Source organism: Pseudonocardia ammonioxydans, assembly GCF_900115005.1.
GTDB lineage: Bacteria > Actinomycetota > Actinomycetes > Mycobacteriales > Pseudonocardiaceae > Pseudonocardia > Pseudonocardia ammonioxydans.
In genome coordinates this window covers 1-17,583 of record NZ_FOUY01000067.1, presented here as the reverse complement: position 1 = coordinate 17,583, position 17,583 = coordinate 1, and the positions used below count along the sequence as shown (strand labels likewise).

19 protein-coding genes are annotated in these 17,583 nt (G+C 70.8%); 15 read left to right on the top strand and 4 right to left on the bottom strand.

Annotation, left to right across the window (positions count from 1 at the left end):
- The coding region (locus tag BM093_RS31710) for a transposase (RefSeq protein WP_177238822.1) at nt 1–267 on the bottom strand (267 nt) is incomplete at its 3' end.
- Nucleotides 268–340: 73 nt separating this feature from the next.
- On the opposite strand from BM093_RS31710, the gene BM093_RS31705 reads away from it, so the two are divergent.
- The 3 genes from BM093_RS31705 (at nt 341) to BM093_RS31695 (ending at nt 2,416) form a co-directional block, all read left to right on the top strand.
- Nucleotides 341–823: a hypothetical protein gene (locus tag BM093_RS31705; RefSeq protein ID WP_093355962.1), complete on the top strand. Its 483-nt coding sequence runs from the start codon at nt 341–343 to the stop codon at nt 821–823.
- Between the two features lie 684 nt (nt 824–1,507).
- Nucleotides 1,508–2,059, top strand: coding sequence for a hypothetical protein (locus BM093_RS31700; RefSeq protein WP_143105639.1), 552 nt, complete (start codon nt 1,508–1,510; stop codon nt 2,057–2,059).
- Between the two features lie 111 nt (nt 2,060–2,170).
- Nucleotides 2,171–2,416, top strand: coding sequence for a hypothetical protein (locus BM093_RS31695; RefSeq protein ID WP_245773935.1), 246 nt, complete (start codon nt 2,171–2,173; stop codon nt 2,414–2,416).
- A gap of 199 nt (nt 2,417–2,615) precedes the next feature.
- Here the strand turns inward: BM093_RS31695 and BM093_RS31690 are convergent, their stop codons facing one another.
- On the bottom strand, nt 2,616–3,206 hold the full coding sequence (locus tag BM093_RS31690; protein WP_093355947.1) for a TetR/AcrR family transcriptional regulator: 591 nt from the start codon (nt 3,204–3,206) through the stop codon (nt 2,616–2,618).
- Nucleotides 3,203–3,820 (bottom strand): TetR/AcrR family transcriptional regulator, encoded by a 618-nt coding sequence (locus tag BM093_RS31685; RefSeq protein ID WP_093355937.1) that lies wholly within the window; start codon nt 3,818–3,820, stop codon nt 3,203–3,205. The genes BM093_RS31690 and BM093_RS31685 overlap by 4 nt, the downstream gene beginning before the upstream one ends.
- Nucleotides 3,821–4,075: 255 nt before the next feature.
- Here BM093_RS31685 and BM093_RS31680 point away from each other — a divergent pair, with 255 nt between their 5' ends.
- The 12 genes from BM093_RS31680 to BM093_RS31625 all read left to right on the top strand — a co-directional run bounded on the left by BM093_RS31680 (nt 4,076) and on the right by BM093_RS31625 (nt 17,027).
- Nucleotides 4,076–4,411 carry a DUF485 domain-containing protein gene (locus tag BM093_RS31680; RefSeq protein WP_093355931.1) on the top strand — a complete coding sequence of 112 codons (336 nt, stop codon included), beginning with the start codon at nt 4,076–4,078 and terminating at the stop codon, nt 4,409–4,411.
- A complete protein-coding gene (locus BM093_RS31675) occupies nt 4,408–5,964 on the top strand; it encodes a solute symporter family protein (protein WP_093355926.1) in 1,557 nt (518 codons plus the stop codon). The genes BM093_RS31680 and BM093_RS31675 overlap by 4 nt, the downstream gene beginning before the upstream one ends.
- 59 nt (nt 5,965–6,023) lie before the next feature.
- Entirely contained in the window at nt 6,024–7,571 is a 1,548-nt protein-coding gene (locus BM093_RS31670; RefSeq protein ID WP_177238821.1) for a class I adenylate-forming enzyme family protein, read from the top strand.
- A gap of 93 nt (nt 7,572–7,664) precedes the next feature.
- Nucleotides 7,665–8,417: an SRPBCC family protein gene (locus tag BM093_RS31665; protein ID WP_093355921.1), complete on the top strand. Its 753-nt coding sequence runs from the start codon at nt 7,665–7,667 to the stop codon at nt 8,415–8,417.
- Complete coding sequence (locus BM093_RS31660) at nt 8,414–9,835, top strand: aldehyde dehydrogenase family protein (protein WP_093355917.1); 1,422 nt, start codon at nt 8,414–8,416, stop codon at nt 9,833–9,835. Before BM093_RS31665 ends, BM093_RS31660 begins: the two co-directional genes overlap by 4 nt.
- A complete protein-coding gene (locus tag BM093_RS31655) occupies nt 9,832–10,977 on the top strand; it encodes a Zn-dependent alcohol dehydrogenase (RefSeq protein WP_093355913.1) in 1,146 nt (381 codons plus the stop codon). The genes BM093_RS31660 and BM093_RS31655 overlap by 4 nt, the downstream gene beginning before the upstream one ends.
- The gene (locus BM093_RS31650; RefSeq protein WP_093355909.1) at nt 10,974–11,771 is read left to right on the top strand and encodes an MBL fold metallo-hydrolase; all 798 of its coding nucleotides are present in this window, start codon (nt 10,974–10,976) and stop codon (nt 11,769–11,771) included. Before BM093_RS31655 ends, BM093_RS31650 begins: the two co-directional genes overlap by 4 nt.
- A 9-nt stretch (nt 11,772–11,780) precedes the next feature.
- Nucleotides 11,781–12,545, top strand: a complete 765-nt coding sequence (locus BM093_RS31645; protein ID WP_093355905.1) for an SDR family NAD(P)-dependent oxidoreductase — start codon at nt 11,781–11,783, stop codon at nt 12,543–12,545.
- 37 nt (nt 12,546–12,582) lie between these two features.
- Nucleotides 12,583–14,949 (top strand): xanthine dehydrogenase family protein molybdopterin-binding subunit, encoded by a 2,367-nt coding sequence (locus BM093_RS31640; protein WP_245773934.1) that lies wholly within the window; start codon nt 12,583–12,585, stop codon nt 14,947–14,949.
- The gene (locus tag BM093_RS31635) at nt 14,946–15,677 is read left to right on the top strand and encodes an enoyl-CoA hydratase (RefSeq protein ID WP_093355902.1); all 732 of its coding nucleotides are present in this window, start codon (nt 14,946–14,948) and stop codon (nt 15,675–15,677) included. The genes BM093_RS31640 and BM093_RS31635 overlap by 4 nt, the downstream gene beginning before the upstream one ends.
- 4 nt (nt 15,678–15,681) lie before the next feature.
- On the top strand, nt 15,682–16,506 hold the full coding sequence (locus BM093_RS31630) for an FAD binding domain-containing protein (RefSeq protein WP_093355897.1): 825 nt from the start codon (nt 15,682–15,684) through the stop codon (nt 16,504–16,506).
- The gene (locus BM093_RS31625) at nt 16,503–17,027 is read left to right on the top strand and encodes a (2Fe-2S)-binding protein (protein WP_093355888.1); all 525 of its coding nucleotides are present in this window, start codon (nt 16,503–16,505) and stop codon (nt 17,025–17,027) included. The genes BM093_RS31630 and BM093_RS31625 overlap by 4 nt, the downstream gene beginning before the upstream one ends.
- A 257-nt stretch (nt 17,028–17,284) precedes the next feature.
- Here the strand turns inward: BM093_RS31625 and BM093_RS31620 are convergent.
- Nucleotides 17,285–17,583: transposase family protein (locus BM093_RS31620; RefSeq protein WP_143105638.1), on the bottom strand; the 299-nt coding region annotated here is incomplete at its 5' end.

The following is a 17,583-nucleotide window of genomic DNA, read 5'->3' as shown; positions in this document are numbered from 1 at the left end:
GGTCGAGTTGCCATTACGAGAATTGCCTGTCCCGTGTCCGGCGGGGTCGTCGCGGTCGTAGCCGAGGTGATGGGTCATCTCGGTCTGCAGCGACCGTTCGAGCACGGCCTTGGTCATCTGGTTGAGCAGTCCGTCGACGCCGTCGATCGGAGTGCCGGCGGCCTTCGCGTCGGCCAACAGCGCGTCGATCGCCGACGGGTCGAGGGCCTCGGCGAGCCGGCGAGCCGCTGCAGTCTCGCCGTCAGGGTCGGGCTGGTTCTCGCTCACGTGGGTGTCCTTCCCGACCGCTGTGTTGATCACTGCGGTCGATCTTGGCCCACCCATGGCTTACACACCTGCCATGACACGCCCCCTGCTGTTCGTACACGATCAAGCCGAGTGGGGCCGGTCATACGGCGGCGTGGCCGACTGGCTGGGCAGAGCCGTCACCGCCGCCGCGATGAATGTCCACACCCTCGCAGAGCCGGGCGCGTTCCAGCTCTTCGGACTCCAGCGGCTGCTCCTCGCGCTCAGCAGCTCGGCCTATCTGCTCAACCTTCTGTGTTTCGTGTTCGCCGTCGCGCTGGTCGCGGTCGCTGCACGGCGCCTACCCGTCGACCTCACGCTTTATGCTGCAGCGCTGGCCCTGCTCCCGGCCTTCTTCGGATCGAAGGGCGATCCGTTGATGGGGCTGCCCCGCTACCTGCTTGCCGCGTTCCCGCTGTTCGTGGCCCTCGGGACGCTGTTGAAGAACCGGTCGCTCCTGACCGCGTGGGTTGCCGGCAGCGCACTGCTGTCCCTCTCACTCGTCGCACTGTTCGTCAACTGGTACTACGTAGCTTGATCCGCGGAAGCAGTTGCGGCGGCGTCGATGGGGACGGATGCTTCCGGGTCTCACGCAGCGTTCATCGTCAGCGAGAACGGGCCGCCGAACCGTTCACACATCTTCACCGACCCGGGGCACTCCGACAGTGGCGTCGTCCACCTCTCGGTGCTCGATCAGGCATCGATCAGGACCTGACGATTGTGGGTGCTTGTCACGGTCCCCTGACCGGTCCGCTCTGGGCGCGCAGGTTGTGAACGACGACTGCGAGGCCGAGTCGATCTAGAACCGATCGACGCATGGCTCCGGGCCATCAAGAACGACCACCCCGGTGACATTGCCGACGACCCTGCACACGCCCGTCGGGCCGCGTGACCGGCCTGACGGTCGCATTCGTCGCAGCCGAAAGCCAAGGGGGAGCAATGAGTAAAGCCACGACAAGTCTCCTGCATGACACCACTCATGACACGAAATGTCGTTCAATGGTGCTGCCGAAGGGGTTGGAGAGGGATCTCGCGGGAGCGTTGTCGCTGGTAGGAGGGCTGGGAGGGAGGTAGCGCGCGCTTTACACCCGAGTGGTCGCAGGTTCGAACCCTGCCGCGCCCACCGTCTGACCTGCGAAGATGCAGGCGGTTCCCCTGTGAATGTTCACCCGGTTTCCTCTGGACGTCGGAGTTTCGCACCACGCGAAGATCGAATGCCCTCATGGCCGAGGCCACGATGACTGGTGTGGCTGCGGTCAATGTCCGTCGACGAGCACACCTTGCCAAGACTTCTGGAAAAGTTCAGACTGGCGGTGTGACGACTGAGGTGCAGTGGAGCGAACTGCAGCGCGATCCGAAGAGCGTGGCGGCGTTGGCCGACCAGGGGGACGTGCGTGTGCGGCGTCGGGACGGGGTGCCGCTGTTGCTGGTTCGTGAGGACACAGCCGTGTCGGCGGCGGACGGGGCGGTGAGCGCGGCGCGGGCGCTGCGCAACGCGCTCGCGCACCTGCCTGGCGAGGCGGCGGCGGACGTCCTGGTCGAGGAGTTCCCGTGGGCGGATCTCCTGCCCGTCGCGGACCGGGTCCAGTTCGTCGCAGATTTTATCCGGGCGGTGGGTGCGTCTGCGGAGCTTGGTCGGTGGTCGGTGTTGGCGCAGGTTCTTGTCGAGTGGAGGGCGACTGCGGCCGTCTATGCGGACCCGGTGCTGGTGGGTGAGCTGTCGGGGCCGTTGGAGGATGATCTCGGTCCGGTGCCGGCGCCGAACGGGTCCTGAGCGGTGTCGGCGAAGCGCGGTGATCGGGTTGCGCCGCCGGCTCGCCCGGACGGGTGGGAGGCGCGGTTCGCTACGTCGGAGGCGGCAAAGGGGTGGGAGGAGCTGTGCCGGGTGGCGCAGGCGAACACCTGGGAGGCGTGGGTCGTGCTCACTGAGCGGCCGATGCGGCCGGAGAACCCGTCACGCCAGCACCGCTTGCGCGGCCGGCTGGGCGACCGGCAGATCGGTGGTCGGGTGCTGGCGCAGTGGCAGTATGAGGTCACTTCGGGAGGCCGGATCTGGTACTGCCCCGACGAGCAGCGGCGGGTCGTGTGGGTGGTCGCGGCGACTCCATCACACCCGAAGGCCACCGATTAGAAGATCGAACCGGCCAGAAGCGGCGTGGTGTCGATCGTGGTGCGAAACTGCGGCGAACCAGGTGTTCGGCGAGTCCCAGGGCGACCAGCAGAAGAAGCGTTGTCGCAGGTAGAGGTGTCGTGCGACGTCGTCCACGATCTTTGGGCTCGCCCGGCCTCGGCCCCGCCCCGTCGGGACGCGAGCGGGGCACGGTGGGGTTTCACATGCGCCCCGCGCCTACAATGCTCAGTGCGAACTCTGTGTACTCTCGCGAGACCTGTTCGGGAGTGATCGGACCACCGTCCTGGTACCAGCGGGCGATGCTGACGCACATCTCCCGGATGGCGAACGAGGCCAGGGCCGGGGAGTCGACCGAGAACCGCCCGGCCGCGACACCGTCGCCGATGATCGACCGGATCGCGTGCTCGTGCTCCCTGCGGAGGGCCTGCATCTGGGAGCGTGTGGGCTCGTCGAGACTTGAGGTGTCCCGGTTGACCACGATCGCCTCTCGTCGGTGCGTCGCGTGCCGACGGGAGTACACGAGAACGGCGTGGTAGAGCCGGTCCAACGGGTCGCCGCGGTTCGCGGTGGCCTCGCGGAAGTCGTCGAGCACACCGCGGACGGTGTCACCGATGATCGTCTCGAGCAGCTCGTGCTTGGACCGCATGTGGTTGTAGAGGCTCGGTGTGCGGACCTGCAGAACCTCTGCGATCTGGCTCAGCGCGGTCCCGTGGTATCCGCGCTCGGCGAACAGGGTCAGCGCGGTGTCGACGACGGCCGCAGTGCTCACGCTCTCCCGTGCAGCGGTCACGGGCGGTACCTCACAACCCGGAGGGCGAACTCCGCGTACTCGTCGGCGACCTGCTCGGCGGTCCGGGGGCCGTCCTCCCGGAACCAGCGGGCGATGCTCACGCTCATCTCCAGGATCGCGAACGACGCCAGACCCGCATTCCCGACGGAGAACGAGCCGTCCTCGATGCCGCGCGAGATCACCGCGCGGGTCGCGGTTTCGTGGTCGCGGCGACGTTGACGCATCCGGCTCAGAGCCGGTTCGGGCAGGCTCGTGGTGTCGCGGTTGACGATCAGGGCCTGGCGCCGGTGGGTGGCGTGGCGACGGGCGTAGACGCGGACCGCGGCACGTAGCTGGTCGGCGGGCGCGTCGAGACCGGCGACAGCGGCGTCGAACTCGGCGTGCACATCGTCGAGTGTCCGGCGGACGATGGTCTCCAGCAGTTCCTGCTTGGACGTCATGTGGTTGTACAGACTCGGCGTCCGTACCCCGAGCGCTGCGGCGATCTGGCTGACCGCGGTGCCGTGGTAGCCGCGTTCGGCGAACAGCGTCAGCGCCGCGTCCAGGACCGACTCGGCGGTGACGGCCGTCCGCTGCGTCCGTGGTCCACCGCCACGGACATCGGTTGGGGCCATGTCCTCCACCTTAGAACGACCGACCGGACGAACTCCCCGCCGGTACATGCTAACGCTAGCTAGTTTTGACTCGGTTGTCGCGGCGCCTCGCTCGCGGTGTCGTGTCGCTCGGAGCGACCGGCTGTACGCCAATACTCGGTCGTGAGCAGCATAGGGCTGGGTGGAGGATTGCCAGACCCGGATGCGGGTGTCTATCTTGGCGACGGCAAACTTATGAGCGTTAGCTAGTATGGCGCCGAACGGAAGGTCTCGACGATGAGCTCCGACGCCCCTGACTGGGCAGCACTCCAGCGGTCCGCCCCCTTCCAGCAGCTGGTCGCGCAGCGCGGCCGGTTCGTGCGGTACGCGAGCGCCGCGCTGCTCTCGTGGTTCGCGATCTTCCTGGCCGTGATCGGTGCTGCGCCCGCGGTGGCCGGGACCGTCGTGGTCGCGGGTATGACCATCGGCTTCCTGCTGGGCTTGAGCCAGCTCGTTCTGGCGTGGTTGCTGACCTGGGGTTATCTGCGGCTGTCGAACCGTCGGTGGTCCCGGCTCGAGCAGAGCGTGCGTGAGCTGGCCGCGGCCGGCGCGGCGCCGGAGGTCGCCCGGTGAACGCCACTCGGCTCATCGCTTTCGCCCTGATCGTCGGGCTGACCCTGGTGGTGACGGTGTGGGCGTCGCGGCGGACCCACTCGGCGACCGACTTCTTCGCCGCCGGCCGCGGCATCTCCGGTCCGCGCAACGGGCTGGCCATCGCCGGTGACCTGATGTCGGCCGCGACGTTCCTCGGCTTCACCGGGCTGATGTACCTGTCCGGCTTCGACGGCTGGATCATGCCGGCGGTCACCCTGGTCGCGTTCGTGCTGATCCTGCTGCTGTTCGCCGAGCGGATGCGCAACGCGGGCCGGTTCACCGTGGCCGACGTGCTGTCGTTCCGGCTGCGCGAGCGCCCGGTCCGGGCCGCGACCGCAGCCTCGACCGTGCTGGTCGCGGTGATCTACCTGGTCGCCCAGCTGGTCGGTGCCGGAGTGCTGATCCGGGCGCTGACCGGTCTGTCGTTCACGCCTGCCGTGGTACTGACCGGGCTCGCGATGCTCGCCTACGTCGTCTTCGGCGGCATGCTCGCCACGACCTGGGTGCAGATCATCAAGGCGGTCCTGCTCCTCGCCGCCGGTGCCGCGCTGACCGTCGGGGTCCTCGTCCAGGTCGGCTTCGACCTGGGAACGCTGTTCACGACCGCAGCGGCGAACAGCCCGGCGGGCGACGCCTACCTCGCGCCGGGAGGCTCCGGTCGGTCGTTCCTCGACACCGTCTCGGTGGCCCTGGCGTTCGCGATCGGTACCGCGGCGCTGCCGCACATCCTCATCCGGTTCTTCACCGTCCCCGACGCGAAACAGGCTCGCAGCTCCGCGGGATGGGCGACGGCGCTGATCGGCGCCTTCTTCGTGATGACCGCGGTGATCGGGTTCGGGGCTCGCGCGGTGCTGCCCGCCGAGGCCGCCGACGCAGTGGGCACGAGCGGCAACCTGGCCGCCCCCCTGCTCGCCGAGCACCTCGGCGGCGGACCGGGGACCGTCGGCGGGGACCTGTTCGTCGCCTTCGTCTCGGCGGTCGCCTTCGCCACCATCCTCGCCGTCGTCGCGGGCCTGGTCCTGTCGGCGTCGGGCGCCGTGGCGCACGACCTGTGGGCGAACGTCATCCACCGGGGCCGGACGAGCACCTCGGAGACGCGCGTCGCGCGGATCGCCGCCGCCGGGATCGGCCTGGTCGCGATCGTCATCACGCTGGGGATGGGCCCGGAGTTCAATGTCGCGTTCCTGGTGGGGCTCGCCCTGTCGGTCGCCGCGGGCGCGAACTTCCCAGCCCTGCTGCTCGCCCTGACCTGGCGCCGGTTCACCACGACCGGTGCGATCGCCGGGATCGTCGCCGGCCTGGTGACGTCGGTGGTCTGCATCCTGCTGGGGCCGTCGGTGTGGCCCGGTGGCGCCGAATCTGCGCCCTACCCGATCGAGTACCCGACGCTGCTCGCGATCCCGATCGGCTTCCTCGCCTGCTGGATCGGCACCGTCCTGTCCGCCGAGCGGGGCGCCGAGCGCTCCTTCGACGAACTGCAGGTGCGCTCCCAGACCGGGATCGGGTCCGAGCAGACCCCCGTCTCCCACTGACCGAACGACCCGGCGCCGGTGCTCGAGCCGGCCGGGATCCCTCCGAGGAAGGAGCAGCGGTGCTGAGGACCGAGTACATCACCACCGTGGCGGAACTGATGGCGGTGCACGAGACCGCACGGCCGGACCGGATCGCCTTCATCGACGACGACCGCACGGTCACCTATGGCGGCCTGGCCCGGACGACCGCTCGGCTGGCCGGTCACCTCCAGCAGCTCGGGGTCGAACGCGGTGACCGGGTCCTGCTCTACCTGAACAACCGGGTCGAGGTCGCCGAGTCCTACCTCGCGATCCCGCGTGCCGGCGCCGTCGCAGTGTGTGCGAACCCGCAGGCCGCACCGGCCGAGGTCGCCCACATCCTGTCCGACAGCGGATCCCGGATCGTCATCACCGATCACGAACACCTGCCCGTCGTCCGGGAGCTCGCAGCCGGAACGGACCTGCTCTCCGTCATCGTGGTGGGCGGCGCGTCGGCCGACGGCGAGATCGACTACGCCGATCTCGTCGGCGCCGAGGCTCCGCAGCCGCCGCGGGACTGCCTCGGGCTCGACGACGTGGCCTGGATGCTCTACACGTCGGGGACCACCGGACGGCCCAAGGGCGTCTACCTCACCCAGCGCGGATGCTTCTGGGTGGTCGCGGCCTGCTGGGCGCCGATCGCCGGCCTCGGCCCGGACGACGTGGTCCTGAGCGCGCTGCCGTTGTTCCACTCCTACGCGCTCGTGCTGTGCGTGCTCGGGGTGTTCGCGGTCGGTGCGAGCGAGCGGATCCTGCCGCGCTTCTCGGTGTCCGACACCGCCTCGCGGTTCTCCGGCGGCCCCGAGGGCGACGTGACCGTCTTCCCGGGCGTGCCGACGATGTTCCACTACCTGCTCGACCGGGTCGGAGACCAGGGATTCGACGCCCCGGCCCTGCGGGTCTGCATGTCCGCGGGTGCGATCCTGCAGGCCTCGGTCAACGAGAAGTTCGAGGCCGCGTTCGGGGTCCCGCTGCTCGACGGGTACGGGATCACCGAGACCTCGACCATGGTCACGATGAACTGGCCGACCGGCAGCCGCGTCATGGGCTCCTGCGGTCTCCCGCTGCCCGGGCTGACCGTCCGGCTCGTCGACCCGGTCACAGCCGCCGACGTGGGCCCGGAACAGGAGGGCGAGCTGTGGGTGCAGGGGCCGAACGTCACCCCCGGCTACCACGACCTCCCGGATGCGACCGCCGCCGTGCTCGTCGACGGCTGGTACCGCACCGGCGACCTGGGCCGGCGTGACGCCAACGGCTACCTGAGGATCAGCGGCCGGACCAAGGAGCTGATCATCCGGGGTGGGGAGAACATCTATCCCGCCGAGGTCGAGGAGGCCCTGGCCGGCGCGGAGGGGGTGCAGGACGTCGCGGTCGTCGGGGTCCCGCACCAGCACCTCGGCGAGGTCCCGGTCGCGTTCGTGGTGCCCACCGGCCCGGGCCCGCTCGACCACGCCGCAGTCCTGGCCTCGGTCCGCGAGCGGCTGTCGTCGTTCAAGGTCCCCCACCGGCTCGTCGAATGCCGGACCATCCCGCGCACCGGCTCCGGCAAGATCCTCCGCTTCCAGCTGCAGCAGCAACTCGACGCCTGACGCCCTCGTCACAGTGACCCGCGTCGGGTTGGCCCGGCGACGAACCGTGGCCTACAGTAACTAAAGAGCGTTAGTTAGTAAGGAGTCCGAGCGATGGACCTGACGCACACGTTCACCGTCTCCGAGCCCGTGAACCGGGCCTGGGCCGTGATCACCGATCTCGAACGGGTGGCCCCGTGCCTGCCCGGCGCGACGATGCTGGGAGTCGAGGGTGAGGACTACCGCGGTGCCGTGGCGGTGAAGGTCGGGCCGGTGACCGCCCGGTACGAGGGGGTCGCCCGCTTCACCCAGCGCGACGACGACAAGCACCACGCCGTCATCCGGGCCGAGGGGCGCGATGTCGGCGGCCAGGGCAACGCAGCGGCGACCATCGACATCCAGCTGCGCGAGCAGGGCTCCGGCACCGAGGTCGTCGTCGTAACCGACCTCGATCTCGCCGGGCGGGTCGCGCAGTTCGGCCGAGGGATGATCTCCGATGTCAGCAGCAAGCTGATCGGTCAGTTCGCCCGACGGCTCGAAGCGGAAATGGCCGAGGGCGGCGCTCCCGGTGCCGCCGGCACAGGTGCGTCGGCCACGACCGACCGGGGCGCGGCGGCGGCGCAGCGGAGTACCGAGGAGCCCGAACCGCTCGATCTCCTCGCCACCGGTGGCGGCGTCGTCGGAGCACTCGCCCGGCGACACGCCCTGCCGGTCGGTACGGCCCTGCTCGGGCTCGCGCTCGGCGTGATCGTCGGGCGTGCCCGGCGGCGCCCGGGCCCAGCACACGGTGCCGGACAGGCGGGATCGCTGGTGCTCCAGCTCGTCCTGCCCGGCGCCCACACCAGCTCTCGGGAGGGAGACCGATGACCGACACCGCCCCGCAGGACGTCCTGCGCGAGCCCTACCTCTACATCGGCGGGCAGTGGAGCGCCGGACGCGGCGCCGACCTCGAGGTCGAGAACCCCGCCACGGAGGAGACCACCGCGGTGGTCACCCAGGCCTCGGTCGAGGACGTCGAGGCCGCGATCGCGGCGGCACGCGAGGCGTTCGACGGGTGGGCGGCGACGCCGGTGAGCGAACGGGCCGCCGTGCTGCGCCGCGCCCGGGACATCCTCGCCGAGCGGGCCGACGAGCTCGCGACGATCATCAATCGGGAGCAGGGCTCGCCGCCGAAGGTCGCCCGCGCCCTGCACGTCGACACTCCGATCGCCGTCATCGACGCCACCGTCGAGGCGCTCGAGAGGTTCCCGTTCCGCAGCGAGCTCGGGAACTCGATCGTGCTGCGCGAACCGGTCGGCGTCGTCGGCGCGATCACGCCGTGGAACCTGCCGCTGCACCAGGTCGTGGTGAAGGTCGTCCCCGCGCTGGCCGCCGGCGCGACCGTGGTGCTCAAGCCGGCCGGGCTCACCCCACTGGCCGCCTTCGCGCTGGCCCGGGCCTTCGACGACGCCGGCCTCCCGCCGGGCGTGTTCAACCTGGTCCCCGGAAGCGGCCGGGTCGTCGGCGACCTCCTCACCCGGCACCCGGACGTCGACCAGGTGTCGTTCACCGGCTCGACCCCGGTCGGGCGGACCATCGCCGCGGCCGCCGCGGAGACCGTCAAGCGCGTCACCCTGGAGCTCGGCGGAAAGTCCGCCAGCGTCGTCCTGGCCGATGCGACCGACGAACAGCTCGCGACGGCGGTGAAGGTGACCGTCGCGAACTGCTTCCTCAACGGGGGCCAGACCTGCACGGCGCTGTCCCGGTTGATCGTGCCCCGGGAGCGGCTCGCCGAGGTGGAGGAGCTCGCCGCCACGGCGGCCGCGAAGTACACGCCGGGTGGGCGGCTCGGCCCGCTGATCTCCGCCGGGCAGCGCAAGGAGGTCGAGTCGTTCATGGTGCCCGGTGCCGGCGGCGACCAGGCGGTCACGGTGACCGGCGACGTCGACCTGCCGGATCGGGGTCACTGGGTCGTCCCGACCGTGATCTCCCGGGTGGACCCGGAGTCGCGGCTCGCGCAGGAGGAGGTCTTCGGCCCGGTGCTGTCGATCCTCGCCGCGGACTCCGACGACCACGCCGTCGCCATCGCCAACAACAGCATCTACGGCCTCGGTGGCGCGGTCTGGGGCGGCGACGACACCGCGCTCGCCGCCGCCGGCCGGCTGCGTACCGGTCAGGTCGACGTCAACGGCGGTGGCTTCAACCCCGGAGCACCGTTCGGTGGCTACAAGCAGTCCGGCGTCGGACGCGAGATCGGCGAGCACGGCATCGCGGACGTCTGCGAGACCAAGGCGGTGCAGCGATGAGCGTCCAGAGCGTCACAGTCGGCCAGGCCGGCACCGAATTCCCGCACCGGACCCGCGCCGCGGTGCTGCGCGAGGTCGGGACGCCGATGGCCGTCGAGATGATCCGGCTGCGTGCGGTCGGCAGCGGCGACGTCCGGGTGCGCATCGACCGGACCGGTGTCTGCCACTCCGATCTCTCCCTGGCCAACGGCACGCTCGGCCAGCAACTGCCGGCCGTCCTCGGGCACGAGGCCTGTGGCACCGTCGTCGAGACCGGCTCCAAGGTGACCGACCTGGCCGAGGGGCAGCGGGTCATCCTGCTGTGGATCACGCCGTGCCGGGAGTGCTTCGCCTGCACCCACGGGCAGCCGCACCTGTGCGAGAGGGGCTCGTCGCGGGCGGGCGAGCCCTACGCGCTGACCGAGGACGACCTGCCGGTCTACCCGGGCCTGACCGTCGGCTCGTTCGCCGAGCAGACCGTCCTGCCGCGCGCCGCTGTCGTGCCGGTCCCGGACGACATCGACACCGTCGACGCCGCGCTCCTCGGGTGCGCGGTCACCACCGGAGTCGGCGCGGTGACCCACACCGCCGGCGTCGAGCAGGGCTCGTCGGTGCTGGTCATCGGCCTCGGCGGGGTGGGGCTGTCGGTGCTGCAGGGCGCACGCCTCGCCGGAGCCGAGACGGTCGTCGCGGTGGACCGCAACCCGGACAAGGCCGAGCTCGCCTCCGCCGCCGGAGCGACCCACTTCGTCCCGGCCGACGAGGGGACCAAGAAGGCGGTCCGGTCGCTGACCGGGGGCCGCGGGGCCGATCACGCCTTCGACTGCGTGGGCTCGTCACGCACGATCCGCGACATGTGGTCGCTCACCCGCCGGGGCGGCACGGCCACCGTCGTCGGGATCGGCGCGAAGGACGACATGGTCTCGTTCTCGGCCCTCGAGCTCTTCCACTTCGCCCGCACCCTGCGTGGCTGTGTCGCCGGCTCGGTGGACGCGACGACCGAGATGCCCCGGTTCTTCGACTGGGTCCGCGCCGGGCAGCTCGACCTGCGCGGCCTGGTCACCGGCCACGGACGGCTCGAGTCGGTCGACGACGCCCTCGCCGAACTCGAAGCCGGCCGCGGGGTCCGCACCCTGCTCACCCCGGGCGGTGACGGCGCATGAAGATCGGCACGATCGAGATCCTCCCCGTCCTCGACGGAACCGGACGCGAACCCGCCGATGAGGTCCTGACTCGCCCGGGCGTACCGGAGGCCTGGGCCTGCCACGGCGACCAGCTCGACGCCCACGGCGCCCTGCATCTCGACCTCGGCGGGTTCCTGGTCCGCACTGGGAGCCGGACGGTCCTGGTCGACGCCGGGGTCGGCACCATCGACAACGGTAAGTACGCCGGTGGGCGGTTCCTCGAGTCGCTGCGCGGGTACGGCGTCGGACCCGAGGACGTCACCGACGTCGTGTTCACCCACCTGCACTTCGATCACGTGGGTTGGGCGACGAAGAAGGGCGCGGTGGTCTTCCCGCACGCGACCTACCGGGTGCACGCCGCGGACTGGGCGCATTTCGTCGACTCCCCGGATGCCGAGCCGGGAGCGGTCCGCAAGCTCACGCCCCTGACCGAGCGCCTCGAGACCTTCGACGCCGACACCGTTCTCGCCCCCGGTCTCAGCGCCCGCCACACCCCCGGCCACACCCCGGGGTCGACCGTGTTCGTCGTGGCGGACGGCGACGAGCGCGCCCTGCTGCTCGGCGACGTCGTCCACTCGGTCGTGGAGCTGCACGAGCGTGACTGGGAGGCGGTCTTCGATGTCGACCCGGTCGCCGCGAGCGCGGTCCGCAACGCCATCGCCGACGAGGTCGCGGACTCCACCGACCTCGTGGTCGGTGCCCACTTTCCCGGGCTGCGCTTCGGCCGGGTCGTCACCGCCTTCGGCAACCGCACCTTCCAGCAGATCGGCTAGGAGCACGTCATGGATCTTCAGCTCACGGGGACGAACGTCCTGATCACCGGCGCGGGCCAGGGACTGGGCCGTGCCCTCGGCCTCGGGTTCGCCCGGGAGGGCGCCAACGTCGCCTTCCACTACAACTCTTCCAGCGAGGGGGCCGAGAAGGCCGCGGCCGAGGCCGCCGAGCTCGGTGTCCGGTCCATCGCCGTCGGCGGGGACCTGCGCGACGCCGACGCGGTCGCCGGCATCGTGGAACGCACCGAGACCGAGCTCGGCCCGATCGGCGTCCTGGTCAACAACTCCGCGGTCACCAAGAAGCAGCGCTTCCTGGACTCGACACCCGAGGACTGGGCACCGCAGGTCGACGTGACCGTCACCGGCACCCTGCAGCTCACCCACGCTGTGGCCAAGCGGATGGCCGAGCGCGAGACCGGGTCGATCGTGAACCTCATGGGCGACTCCGGACGGGTGGGGGAGTCCGGACTGCTGGTGACCGCCACCGCACGCTCCACGACCGTCGGCCTGACCCGGTCGCTGGCCAAGGAACTGGCCCGGTACAAGATCCGCGCGAACGCGGTGTCGCTGGCCCTGGTCCGCACCGACAACTTCGACGCCCACGCCGGCACCCCTGAGGCGGAGCAGATGAAGAAGATCCTCTCCGCCTACCCGCTGCGCCGGTTCGGCCACCCCGACGACATCACTCCGATGGTGCTGCTGCTCGCCTCACCGCTGTCGTCCTGGACGACCGGGCAGGTCGTGTCGGTCAACGGCGGCTACGCGATGCCCTGAGCGCACCGCATCCGGCACTCTGCATCGAGGAGGACAGATGAGCGAGGACACCGTGATGGCCGAGGACAGCGTGGGCGTCGACGACACTGCCGCCGGGGCGGGCTCCCTGGGCCGCAACGTCCGGCGCAAGGAGGACCAGCGGCTGATCACCGGGCACGGCCGGTTCGTGACCGACGTCGAACTGCCGCGGATGCGGCACGTGGCGTTCCTGCGCAGCCCGTATGGCCACGCCCGGATCACCGGCGCCGACACCGCCGCCGCCCGCGACGCCGGGTTCCGCGTCTTCACCGGTGCCGACTTCGCCCACATCGAGCTGCGCGCGCAGTCGGCGCTGCCCTCCTACGTCGAGACCGCCCAGCCGGTCCTGGCCCACCAGAAGGTCCGCTTCGCCGGCGAGGCGGTGGCCGCCGTCGTCGCCGCGGACCGGTACCGGGCCGAGGACGGCCTCGAACTGGTCGAGATCGACTACGAGCCGCTGGCACCGACCGTCTGCGCCTGGGAGGCGCCGTCCGAGCCGGTGCACGTCGAGGCACCGGACAATGTCCTGCTCGAGCGGACCTTCGATGCCGGTGACGTCGACGACGTCCTGGCCTCCGCCGCCGTGGTCGTCGAGCGGGAGCTGACCACCAACCGGCATGCGGGCAATCCGATGGAGTGCCGCGCCGGGGTCGCGGTGTGGGATGCCGCGGACGGGAAGCTGACGTTCTGGAACGGCACCCAGGTCCCGCACATCGCCCGCAACATGATCGCGGAGCTGATGGGCCTGCCCGAGGGCAGAGTCCGGGTGATCGCGCCCGACGTGGGCGGCGGGTTCGGCGTGAAGTCCGTGCTCTACCCCGAGGACCTCGCCCTGTGCCTGATGGCGCGGGAGATGCCGGGGATCCCGCTGAAGTGGGTGGAGGACCGCGCCGAGCACCTGCTCGCCGCGACCCATGCCCGCGACCACCGCTACCTGATGAAGGCGGGATTCGACGCCGAGGGCACGCTCCTGGCCGTCGACGCGGACGTGACCTGCAACGTCGGGGCCTACTCGGTGTACCCGTGGACCGCCGGCATCGAGCCGCTCATGGCGGGTGGCCTGCTCAGCGGCCCCTATAAGCTGGAGAACTACCGCTGCACCGTGCGCGGTGTCGCGACCAACACCGCACCCTCGGGGCCCTACCGGGGCGTCGCGCGCCCGGCGAGCGTGTTCGCGATGGAAACGATGTTCGATGCGGCGGCCGCGCAGCTGGGCATCGACGCGATCGAGATCCGCCGCCGCAACGTCATCACCCCTGCCGACATCCCGTACAAGATGCCGTCCCGGCTGGTCGATGACTCCGGTCACTACCGGGAGTGCCTCGACAAGGCACTCGAGGCGCTGGACTACGACGGCGTGCGTGCCGAGCAGCGTCGTCGCCGGGAGAGCGGCGAATCGCCGATCGGGATCGGGGTCGCGATCTACAACGAGCTCACCGGCCTCGGCCGGGCGGCCAGCGCCGGGCCCCGGATGCCGTTCCGGACCGGCCACGACGCCTGCACCGTGCGGGTCAACCCGGACGGGCGGGTCACCGTCCTGTCCGGGGTCACCTCACAGGGCCAGGGGCTCGAGACCACGGTTGCCCAGATCGTCGCCGATGCTGTCGGGGTCCGCTACGACGACGTCGACGTCCGCATCGGCGACACCGACGAGTCGCTCTGGGGATTCGGCGCGTTCTCCTCCCGCCAGGCGGTGATCGGTGGCGGGGCTGCGCACAACACGGCTGTGGAGGTCCGGAAGAAGATCATTACTTTGGCCGCGGGCCTGATGGAGGCTGCCGAGGCCGACCTCCGGATCGAAGACGGTGACGTCTACGTCGTCGGCGAGCCGAAGCCCTACATCACCGTCGCCGAGGTCGCGCGGGTTGCGTATCTGGAGTCGAACCGGCTTCCCGACGGGATCGATCCCGGCCTGGACGCGACGACGTTCTACGACCCGATCCGCGGCGCGTTCGCGGCCGGGGTCCAGGTCGCCGCCGTCGAGATCGACCGGGCCACGGGCGAGTTGCGGATCCTGTCCTATGTCTGTGTCGAGGATGCCGGACGCGCCATGCACCCGCAGATCGTCGACGGCCAGATCGCCGGGGCGATCGCCCAGGGCCTCGGGGGCGCGCTCTACGAGCACCTCGTCTACGACGACGCCGGGAACCTCTCGACCGGAACCCTGCTCGACTACCTCATGCCCACCAGCGCCGAGGTGCCCGACATGGTCATCGGCCACGTCTCGCGGCCCGCGTCGAACCCGTTGGGGGTCCGCGGTGTGGGGGAGGGCGGCACCCTCGGCCCGAATGCGGTCCTCGCCGGGGCGCTGCGCGACGCGCTGGGGATCGACGTCGACGAGCTGCCGGTCAGCCCGGACCGCGTCTGGAAGGAACTCCAGGGATGATCGAACTCTCCTGGCACGGCCGCGCGGCCGTGCTCACGCTGGACCGACCCGACAAGCACAACGCCCTCACCGGCGAGCTCTGCGAGCGCATCCGGACGTCCGTCGCCTCGGTGGGGGAGGCCCGCGCGATCGTGCTCGCCGGCAACGGCCGCAGCTTCTGCTCCGGTGCCGACCTCGACGAGGTCTACACCGCCGAGTTCCGCGACTCGCTCTATCGGATGCTGCACGCTGTCACCGACGCGCCGGTCCCGGTCGTGGCTGCGGTGCACGGTGCCGCGATCGGGGCCGGCACCCAGCTGGCGATCGCGGCCGACTTCCGCGTCGCCGGCCCCGCAGCACGCTTCGCCGTCCCCACCGCCCGCATCGGCCTGGCGGTCGATCCCTGGACGATCCGCCGGCTCGCGCTGCTCGCCGGCAACGGCACCGCACGCCGGATGCTGCTGGCGTGCGATCAGGTCGACGCCGACACCGCGCTGGCGTGTGGACTCGCCGACCGCCCGGGCGGTCTCGACGAGGCCCTCGACTGGGCAGCCGGCATGACCGACCTGGCGCCACTGACCGTCGGCTACTCGAAACGCGTGCTCAACGAGGTGTTCGAGCCCGACCTCGCCGACGACGTCGCCAAGGATCTGGACGCCGCGTTCGAGGCCTGCTGGGCCAGCGACGACTTCGCCGAGGGGCGCCTCTCCCGCACGGAGAAGCGCTCACCGGTGTTCCGAGGGAGATGAGCGTATGAAGTGCGCACCGTTCGACTACGTCCGCGCGAGCAGCGTCGAGGAGACCGTCAAGGTCCTCGGCGAGGCCGCCGGCGAAGGCAAGATCCTCGCCGGCGGGCAGAGCCTGGTCCCCGTGCTCGCGCTCCGGATGGCCCGGCCCGCGGTACTGGTCGACGTCAACCGGGTCCCGGGACTGTCGACGATCCGCCGCCTCGACGACATCGTCGAGGTCGGCGCCACCGTGCGCCACAGCCGGCTCGTCGAGCAGCCCGAACACCCGCTGCTGGCCGAGGCCGCCCGCTGGATCGGCCACACCGCGATCCGGTCCCGCGGAACGACCGGCGGCAGCATCGCTCACGCCGATCCGTCGGCCGAGCTGCCCGTCGTCGCCGTCGCGACCGGCGCGTCGGTCACCGTCGCCGGCCCGCACGGATCGCGCGACGTCGACGCCGAGGAGCTGTTCGTCAGCGCACTGATGACCTCCCTCGACGAGGACGAGATGATCACTGCCGTCCGGTTCGCGCGGCCGGCCCGGTGGGGTTTCGCCGAGTTCGCCCGCCGGCACGGCGACTTCGCCCTCGTGACCGCGGTCGTCACCGAGGTGCGCGGCCGGCCACGGATCACCTTCGGCGGAGTCGCGTCGGTCCCCCAGCGCGCCACCACCGCCGAGCAGGCCCTGGCCGACGGGAAGCCCGCCACCGAGGTGGCGCGCATCGCCGCCGAAGAGATCGAACCGACCGCAGACCTGCACGGTTCGGTCGAGTTCCGCCGTGGGATCGCCGCCGAAATGACCCGCCGCGCACTCGTACAGTTCGATTCCGAGCAGGAGCACAGCCGATGAAGATCAGCTTCAGTGTCAACGGCGAGCGCGCCGACCTCGACGTCGAACCGCGCCGCACCCTGGCAGACGCGCTGCGTGACGACTGCGGCCTGACCGGGACTCACCTTGGATGCGAGCACGGCGTGTGCGGTGCCTGCACCATCCTCATCGACGGGGAGCCGGCCCGGGCGTGCCTGATGTTCGCCGTCCAGGTCGACGGGGCTTCGGTCAGTACCGTCGAGGGGCTGCAGGGCACCGACGGCGAGCTGCATCCCGTGCAGGAGGCGTTCGTGGCCTGCCACGGGCTGCAGTGCGGATTCTGTACACCGGGCATGCTGATGTCGGCCTGCCACCTGCTCGACACGAAGCCCGACGCCGACCGCGAGACGATCCGCGCCGAGATGTCCGGCAACATCTGCCGGTGCACCGGTTACCAGAGCATCGTCGACGCTGTCGAGCGTGCGCGCGAAGGAATGTGCGTTCCGGCGGTTCGCGACAGCAACACAGCGGCGCCCTGGGGCGCCACGTTCCCTGAGGAATAGCTCGCCGCGACCGAGCCCAAGCCAGCGGTGCGCGGCGTGGAGTCCTTCGTGGTGCGAAACCACGGCGAACCACGTGGTTCCAGGAGTCCCCGGCGACCGATGGCGCAACCACCGCCGCAGGTAGAGGCGTCGTACGGCGTCGCCCACCCGCTTTACACCCGAGCGGTCGCAGGTTCGAACCCTGCCGCGCCCACCTTCTCTCCGGGAAACATCAGGCCGGTTCCTGTGGATGTTCACTGAACTCTTTCCACTTGGCGTCAGCCAGCGAGGATGAGGGTTTGGATCGCGTTGACCAGCGCGGTGGTCCGCTGCGGGCAGCACCTGATCTTCCGCAGGACCTTCCAGCTCTTGAACATCGCGTTGGCGCGTTCCCCAGGCCCGCGTTGCGCCGCGTGGGCGGCGTTGACCTCCCGCTGCGCCGGGGAGAGCCGCCGGCGCTCACCGGTGTCCCGATCGGCCGGTCGCCGGCGCTGCGGGAGATCGAACGTCGGGCCGGCGCCGCGGTATCCGCTATCGGCAACCACCTGCACCCGGGCAGCGGCGAGGGCGTCGATGA